Origin of the sequence: Frigoribacterium sp. CFBP 13605 (genome assembly GCF_014839405.1) — a bacterium.
In the GTDB taxonomy this organism is placed as follows: domain Bacteria; phylum Actinomycetota; class Actinomycetes; order Actinomycetales; family Microbacteriaceae; genus Frigoribacterium.
On sequence record NZ_JACYNS010000111.1, the window covers coordinates 1 to 7,916 of the forward strand.

The 7,916-nt window shown below is 73.3% G+C and carries 6 protein-coding genes and 1 pseudogene; 6 read left to right on the plus strand and 1 reads right to left on the minus strand.

All coding sequences use genetic code 11. The annotated features are described in order from the left end of the window. A pseudogene (locus IFT36_RS14050) lies at positions 1–382 on the plus strand (thiamine-phosphate kinase); the annotation flags it as partial. 27 nt (positions 383–409) lie between these two features. Here IFT36_RS14050 and rsmD read toward each other — a convergent pair. Continuing rightward, the gene (rsmD, locus tag IFT36_RS14055; protein ID WP_159826259.1) at positions 410–985 is read right to left on the minus strand and encodes a 16S rRNA (guanine(966)-N(2))-methyltransferase RsmD; all 576 of its coding nucleotides are present in this window, start codon (positions 983–985) and stop codon (positions 410–412) included. A gap of 150 nt (positions 986–1,135) precedes the next feature. On the opposite strand from rsmD, the gene IFT36_RS14060 reads away from it, so the two are divergent. The 5 genes from IFT36_RS14060 to IFT36_RS14080 form a co-directional block, all read left to right on the plus strand. Next, entirely contained in the window at positions 1,136–2,842 is a 1,707-nt protein-coding gene (locus IFT36_RS14060; protein ID WP_159826261.1) for an acyl-CoA dehydrogenase family protein, read from the plus strand. A gap of 61 nt (positions 2,843–2,903) precedes the next feature. Beyond that, positions 2,904–5,114, plus strand: a complete 2,211-nt coding sequence (locus IFT36_RS14065; protein WP_200413443.1) for an ATP-dependent DNA helicase RecG — start codon at positions 2,904–2,906, stop codon at positions 5,112–5,114. 81 nt (positions 5,115–5,195) lie between these two features. Beyond that, positions 5,196–5,678, plus strand: a complete 483-nt coding sequence (gene coaD, locus IFT36_RS14070; protein ID WP_056046215.1) for a pantetheine-phosphate adenylyltransferase — start codon at positions 5,196–5,198, stop codon at positions 5,676–5,678. A 29-nt stretch (positions 5,679–5,707) separates the two neighbouring features. Then, on the plus strand, positions 5,708–6,739 hold the full coding sequence (locus IFT36_RS14075; protein ID WP_369794384.1) for an AAA family ATPase: 1,032 nt from the start codon (positions 5,708–5,710) through the stop codon (positions 6,737–6,739). 2 nt (positions 6,740–6,741) lie between these two features. Next, positions 6,742–7,916: DUF58 domain-containing protein (locus IFT36_RS14080; protein WP_200413444.1), on the plus strand; the 1,175-nt coding region annotated here is incomplete at its 3' end.

Sequence of the window (7,916 nt, forward strand, 5' to 3'; positions counted from 1 at the left end):
CCCGGACGTCGGCTGGCACCTCGCCCCGACCCCGCCCGTGGCCGACGGCCGCTCGGCGGCGCTGGCAGGGGCGACCGCCATGCTCGACCTGTCGGACGGCCTCGCCCTCGACGCCGGTCGGGTGGCCCGCGCCAGCGGTGTCGTGGTCGACCTGTGGGGCCCTGCCCTCGGCGACGACCCACGGCTCGCGCTCTCGGGTGGTGAGGACCACTCCCTGTTCGCCACGTTCCCGCCCGACGTGGCGTTGCCCGGTGGGTTCCGCGCCGTCGGCACGGTCCGTGATCCGGCAGGAGGCGCGCCCCGCGTCATCGTCGACGGTTCCGAGCCCGGCGAGGCCGGCGGGTGGGACCCGTACCGCCTGTGGTCGGGGGCGCAGGGCTGACGAGCCGACCCGCGCCTCCTGCGGGGGTCAGTCGCGCAGCGCGAACCAGACGGTCGTGTCGCCGTACTGCTTCTTCACGTCAAGGGTGAGGCCCTCGGGCCAGCCCGGTTCGCCGTCGCGCGAGGCGCGCTCGACGACGACGAGGGCCTGCTCGTCGAGCGAGGGCAGCAGGGCCGTGAGGTCGGCGGTGAGGTCGGCGGCCGACAACTCGTAGGGCGGGTCGAAGAAGACGAGGTCGACGAGAGCCGAGCCGCCCTCGAGGTAGGACCGCACGGGCTGGGTCACGACGTCGACGCGCGGGGGAGTGCCGCGCGGCGGGCGGGGAGCCCGGGCCAGCACCGACTCGACGTTGCGACGCAGCACCTTCGCGGCGCCGGGGGCCTTCTCGACCAGCACGACCGAGGCGGCTCCTCGCGACGCCGCCTCGAGCCCGAGGCCGCCCGTCCCGGCGTAGAGGTCGAGGACGCGCCGACCCCGGATCTCGTCGCGCGCGTCCAGCGACGAGAACAGCGCCTCGCGGACCCGGTCGCTCGTGGGCCGCGTCCCGACCTTGGGGACGACGAGCGAGAGGTTGTCGGCGAAGCCGGAGATGATGCGGGACATGGGGTCAACCTTGCCAGGTCGACGCCCGCCACCCGTCGCCCGTCGGGTTCGAGCATCCCGACAACGCGCGACCGTCGACTCCCGCGCCCGGTCGTCGGACCTGCACAACCGAGTTGTCGCCGCCCGCCCGCGTCGGCAGCATCGGGTCCCATGACCAGCGTCGATCGCACCGTGAGGCCCTCGTTCACCAAGTCGCTGTTCGCGGGGCGCATCGCCTCCGAACTCGCCTTCCCGTACCCGCACATGACGGCGGCCGAGAAGTCCCGGGTCGAGACGGTGTCCGCGTCCGCCCGCGAGGTGCTCGCCGGCTACGACCCGCTGAAGGCCGAACGCGAGGGGTGGATCGGCGACGACCTGGTGCGCGAGCTGGGCGAGCGGGGCCTGATGGGACTCTTCGTCGCCGAGGAGTACGGCGGCCTCGGGCTCGGCCAGAGCGCCTACTGCCGCGTGTACGAGGAGTTCGGTCGGGTCGACGGCACCCTGGCCACGGTGATGGGGGTGCACCAGTCGATCGGCACCAAGCCGCTGCACCTCTTCGGCACCGACGACCAGAAGGCCCGCTGGCTGCCCGACCTGGCGAGCGGCCGCAAGCTCGCGGCGTTCGTGCTCACCGAGCCGAACGTGGGCAGCGACGCCTACGCGCTCGAGACCCGGGCCGAGCGGCAGAGCGACGGCAGCTGGCTCCTGAACGGCGAGAAGCGGTGGATCGGCAACGGCGACAAGGACGTCCTGACGGTCTTCGCGCAGAGCGACCTCGGGCACGTCGCGCTGATCGTCGAGAAGGGCATGGAGGGGCTGAGCGCCGGCCCGCGGTTCGAGACGCACGGCCTCAAGGCCAACCACCTGCAGCGCGTGCACTTCAAGGACGTCCGCGTGCCCGCCGAGAACCTGCTGGGCGAGCCCGGTGACGGCTTCCGCATCGCCGTCAACACGCTCAACAACGGTCGCATGTCGATGGGCACGGCCATCGCGGGCGGCATGAAGCGGTTCCTCGAGCTGAGCCTCGAGCACACGGAGGCGCGGCACCAGTTCGGCAGACCGCTCGCGGACTTCGAGATGGTCGGCGACAAGCTCGCGTGGATGACCCAGCAGATCTACGGCGTCGAATCGATGTCGTACCTGACCACGGGCCTCGTCGACCGCGGCGACACCGACTTCGCCCTGGAGTCCGCCCTGACCAAGGTCGCGGCGAGCGACACCGGCTGGTACGCCCTCAACCGGGCCGTCCAGCTGCACGGCGGCGAGGCGTACATGGAAGGTCACCCGCTGTCGAAGGCCCTGCGCGACTTCCGGATCTTCCCGATCTTCGAGGGGGCCAACGACGTCCTCCGCGCGTTCGTCGCCCTCAACGGGCTCAAGACCCTCAGCGAGGAGCTGCCCGACGTGGCGTCGCTCCGCATCGGCGACCCCGGGCGGGCGCTCGGGGTGCTCGCGCCGTACGTCGCCGGCCGCGTCCAGCGCCGCATCCGGCCCGAACGGCCGGTCGGGGTCCATCCCGCGCTCGCCAAGCAGGCCGCCGAGCTCGGCGACCAGGTCTCGCGGCTGCGCGAGCGCACCGAGGGCGCCCTCCGCAAGCACGGCAAGAAGGTGCAGGAGAAGCAGCTCGTGCAGAAGCGCCTCGCCGACGCGGCGAGCGGCATCTACGCGCAGACGGCCGTCCTGTCGCGGGCCTCGACGGCCCTCCAGGAGGCGCGGGCCGACTCCGACGCGGAGCGTCACCTCGCCGTCGGCTTCTGCAAGCAGTCCGCGCGCGGGGTGGGGCGGCAGCTGAGGGCCCTCGAGGTCAACGACGACGGGCACGGGGCCGACCTCGCGAAGGCGACCCGCGCCTCCGGCGGGTACTCCTTCACCCTCTGACGCCGGGAGGCGCGTCCGCCGGGGGCGGGCGCTGTCGGGGGCGCGCGCTAGCGTGGTGTGCGTGCCCGACTCACCCCTCGACGCGTCGCTGGCCGGGGCCCTCGGCGGCCGGACGGCCACCGCCCTGCAGAAGGCCTTCGGCCTGCGCACGGTCGGCGACCTGCTGACGCACTTCCCTCGGCGCTATGCCCGCCGGGGCGAGCTCACGGCCCTCGACCAGCTGCCGCTCGGCGAGTCCGTCACCATCGTGGCCCAGGTGCTCGACGTCCGCGAACGCACGATGCGGGCCCGGCGCGGGTCGATCCTCGAGGTGCGCATCGGCGACGGCCAGGGCATCCTCACGCTCACCTTCTTCAACCAGGCCTGGCGGGCGAAGGACCTCGTGCCCGGCGCCCGCGGCATCTTCGCGGGCAAGGTCGGCGACTACCGGGGGCTCCGTCAGCTCGCGCACCCCGACTACGAGCTCTTCGACGCCTCGCACGAGGCCGTCGCCGGGGTCGGCGACCAGCAGGCCCAGAAGTGGGCGAAGCAGCCCATCCCGATCTACCCGGCCAGCGCCTCCGTGGCGTCCTGGCAGGTGCAGAAGTCGGTCGAGGTGCTGCTCGACGGACTGCCGCCGATCGACGACGCGGTGCCGGCGTCGGTCCGGTCCGAGCTCGACCTCATGCCCGTGTCCGAGGCGTACGAGCGCATCCACCGGCCCGAGAGCGATCGTGACCACCTCACGGCTCGTGACACCCTGCGGTTCGACGAGGCCTTCGTGCTGCAGAGCGCGCTGCTCCAACAGCGGGCCCTCGTGCGTCGATCGGCCGCGACCCCCCGTCGTGCCGCCCCCGACGGCCTGCTCGCCGTCTTCGACGCGGCCCTGCCGTTCGAGCGGACGGGTGACCAGCGCCTGGTCGGCGACGAGATCACCCGCGACCTCGAGGCCGAGGTGCCCATGAACCGCCTCGTGCAGGGCGAGGTCGGCTCGGGCAAGACCCTCGTCGCCCTCCGGGCGATGCTCGCCGTGGCCGAGAGTGGTGGGCAGTCGGCCCTGCTGGCTCCGACCGAGGTGCTCGCGGCTCAGCACCTGCGGTCGATCACGGCCACCCTCGGGCCCGACCTCGCCGCCCGACTGCGCCCGACCCTGCTGACCGGCCAGATGACGGTGGCCCAGCGCAAGAAGGCACTGCTCTCCATCGTCAGCGGGCAGGCGCACGTCGTGGTGGGCACCCACGCACTGATCAGCGAGGCCGTCGAGTTCTTCGACCTCGGCCTCGTCGTCGTCGACGAGCAGCACCGCTTCGGCGTCGACCAGCGCGAGGCGCTCCGCAAGAAGGGTGCCACGCCGCCGCACGTTCTCGTCCTCACGGCGACGCCGATCCCACGCACCGTGGCCATGACGGTCTTCGGCGACCTCGACGTCTCGACCATCGCCGAGCTGCCGAAGGGCCGTCAGCCGATCGAGTCGTTCGTCGTCCCCCTGGCCGACCACCCGACCTGGGGCGGCCGCATCTGGCAACGTTCGGCCGAAGAGGTCGCGAAGGGGCGACAGGTCTTCGTCGTGTGCCCGGCGATCGACGCGGTGACGGCCGAGCCGGGTGACCCGCCCGACGCCGAGGTCGCGCCCGGTGACGACCCCGACGGTGCCGAGCCCTCCGACGCACCGGCGCCGGAACGCGCCAGCGTCGAGGGGGTCATGGCCCGGGTGCCCACCATCCCCGTGCTGCAGGGCCTGCGGGTCGAGCCCCTGCACGGCCGCATGTCGTCCGACGAGAAGGACGACGTCATGCGCCGCTTCGCGGCCGGTGACATCGACGTCCTCGTCGCGACGACGGTCGTCGAGGTGGGGGTCGACGTGCCGAACGCCTCGACCATGGTCGTGCTCGACGCCGACCGCTTCGGCGTCTCGCAGCTCCATCAGCTGCGCGGCCGCGTCGGCCGTGGCGGCCACCCGGGCCTCTGCCTGCTCGTCACCCACGCGGCGGCCGACACCGTGGCCCGCGAGCGGGTCGACGCGGTCGCGGCCACACTCGACGGCTTCGAGCTCGCGCAGGTCGACCTCGACCTGCGCCGAGAGGGCGACGTGCTCGGCAACCTCCAGTCGGGCGGCCGCTCGTCGCTCCGGCTGCTGAGGGTCGCCCGCGACGGCGACCTCATCGGACTCGCCCGCGAGCACGCGGCCGAGGTCCTCGACGCCGATCCCCGCCTGGTCGACCACCCCGCCCTCGCCGCCGCCATCGCGCGGCGCCTCGACGACCGGGGCCGCGAGGCCATGGGCAAGAACTGAGCCGGTGGTGACGCGTGACGCGTCCTCGACCCGGTCCTCGCCCTGGGCATCCGTCCGGGGTCGGCGGGCTACAGTGACCGGATGAGCAGGATCGCCGTCGTCCCGGGTTCGTTCGACCCGGTGACCCTCGGTCACGTGGACGTGATCGCCCGGGCCGCCAACATCTTCGACGAGGTCCACGTCCTCGTGGTGCACAACCCCGAGAAGAGCGCGTTGTTGCCCCTGGCGCAGCGGGTCTCGTTGCTCACCGAGTCGCTCCGGGCGGCGGGGCTGCCCGACACCGTCACGGTGCACAGCTGGAGCGTCGGGTTGCTCGTCGACTACTGCACCGAGGTCGGGGCGAGCGTGCTCGTCAAGGGCATCCGCTCGCAGGTCGACGTCGCCTACGAGACCCCGATGGCGATCATGAACCGCAGTCTGGCCGGTGTCGAGACCGTCTTCCTGCTGCCCGATCCCGCCCACGCGCACGTGTCGAGCTCGCTGGTGCGACAGGTGGCCTCGCTCGGCGGCGACGTGTCGCCCTACGTGCCGGCGGCCGTCGCCGCCTACCTCAGCACGACCTGACCCCGACCCCACCCGACGAGGACGCCGCGATGACCACGACCAACGACCCCACCGTCGAGCCCGCCGCCGTCCGGGCGGCCGGCTCCGGTCCCACGATGTCGCTCGACGAGGTCCAGCAGCGGGCACGGGGCGTCCTCGAGGCCGTGGCCACCGTCATCGACGGCAAGGACGGCGCCATCTCGACGGCGCTCACCGTGTTGCTCGCCGAGGGCCACCTGCTGATCGAGGACGTCCCCGGCGTCGGCAAGACCCAGCTCGCCCGGGCGCTCGCCAAGGCCGTCGACGCGACCGTGACCCGCATCCAGTTCACCCCCGACCTGCTGCCGAGCGACATCACGGGCGTCTCGGTCTACGACCGGCAGAGCGGCGGCTTCGAGTTCAAGCCCGGTCCGGTCTTCGCCAACGTCGTCATCGGCGACGAGATCAACCGTGCCTCGCCGAAGACGCAGTCGGCGCTGCTCGAGAGCCTCGAAGAGCGCCAGGTGACGGTCGACGGCATCACGCATCCCCTCCCGTCGCCCTTCCTCGTCGTGGCCACGCAGAACCCCGTCGAGATGGAGGGCACCTACAACCTGCCCGAGGCCCAGCGCGACCGGTTCATGGCCCGCATCTCGCTGGGGTACCCGGACGCCCGCAGCGAGCTGCGCATGCTGCAGCAACGCGAGCGGGTCAGCCCTCTCGACACCCTGCGCCCGCTGGTGTCGCTCGACGAGCTCACGCGCATGATCGCGGCCGTCCGCACCGTCTACACAGCCCAGGCCGTCGAGGAGTACGCCGTGCGGATCGTCCAGGCGACCCGGGTCCACCCCGACGTGCGGCTCGGGGCCAGTCCCCGCGCGACCCTGCAGCTCATGCGCGCGGCGAAGTCCTGGGCCGCGCTCAACGGCCGCGGCTACGTGGTCCCCGACGACGTCGACGCCCTCTCCGGTCCCGTCCTCGGTCACCGGGTGATCCTCGCCGGTCGAGCCGGTGCCGGTGCCGCCTCGGCGGCCTACGACCTCGTGGCCGAGATCGTCGAGCAGACCGCCGTCCCGCTCGGCGACGCGGCCGACGCGCGCTGAGCATGGGACGGGGTGGGGTCCCCAGGCCGACCGGCCGTGGCGTCGGCGTGCTCGCCGCCGGGGTGCTGGTCGTGCTCGTGGGCTGGCTGCTCCAGGCCCCCGCCCTCGTCTTCGCCGGCACGACCCTGGTCGTGCTCATCGTGGCCGTCACGATCTCCTTGCTGTTCCGGACGGCCGACGTGCGGGTCACCCGTCGCTTCACTCCCGACCGCGGCGTCGCGGGGTGGTCCGCCGTCGAGACGGTCGCGGTCCTCCCTCGTGGGGGGCGGACCTCAGGCACCGTGCGGGTCCGCGAGCAGCTGCCGTTCGGACGATTGTCCGACGCCGAGGCCGCAGCCGTCCTGCTGGTGCCGGGCCGCGCCTCCTCGGCGGTCTTCCGCCACCACGACCTGCCGCGCGGCCGACACCGCATCGGCCCGCTGCACGTCGACCTCGTCGAGTCGTACGGCGTGGCCCGTCGACGGGTCGTGGCCTCCGGCGTGGCGGAGTTCGTCGTGGTGCCCGAGGTCGTCGAGGTGGGACTCGGCCGCGAGTCCCGTGCGCTGGGCGACGGGTCGAGGCGTCAGCGCGAGCACAGCCTGGCCGGCGGCGAGGACGATCCGGTCACCCGCGAGTACCGCCGGGGCGATCCGATGCGACGGGTGCACTGGAAGGCCACGGCACGACACGGCGAGCTCATGGTGCGGCAAGAAGAGCAGCACGGCCTGCCGAGTGCGCGGGTCGTCATCGCCGTCGCGGCCGAGGGATGGCCGGACGCCCGTCCGACCCTGCCCCCGACGAGCAGGGTCGGGGTCAGGGCGGCGACGGCCGCGATTCCTCTCGTCAGCGACGCCTTCGAATGGGCGGTGTCGTTCGCCGCGACGGTCGCGGTCGAGGTGGGCCACGCGGGCTCGGCGACCGTGCTGACGACACCCGGCGGCACGCTCGTCGCCCGGCACGATCCCGACTCGACCACGATGTTCCTCGACGACCTCGCCGACCTGCGGCTCGACGACGCGCCCGGGGCGCCCGCTCCGGCCCCGTCACCCCGCGAGCCCGTCGTGGCGGTCGTCTCCGGGCTGGGCCGACCCGACCTCGACCTGCTCGTCGCCTCGAGGGCCCCCGGGTCGTCGGCGGTCGCGGTCGTCGTCACGGCCGCGCTGCCCCTCGGCGCCGGCCTGACCTCGCGACCCACCCG

Excerpts from the sequence above, each read along its gene's own strand:
- IFT36_RS14075 (WP_369794384.1), top strand. The coding sequence starts at position 5,708 with ATGACCACGACCAACGACCCCACCGTCGAGCCCGCCGCCGTCCGGGCG.
- IFT36_RS14060 (WP_159826261.1), top strand. The coding sequence starts at position 1,136 with ATGACCAGCGTCGATCGCACCGTGAGGCCCTCGTTCACCAAGTCGCTG.
- coaD (WP_056046215.1), top strand. The coding sequence starts at position 5,196 with ATGAGCAGGATCGCCGTCGTCCCGGGTTCGTTCGACCCGGTGACCCTC.
- rsmD (WP_159826259.1), bottom strand. The coding sequence starts at position 985 with ATGTCCCGCATCATCTCCGGCTTCGCCGACAACCTCTCGCTCGTCGTC.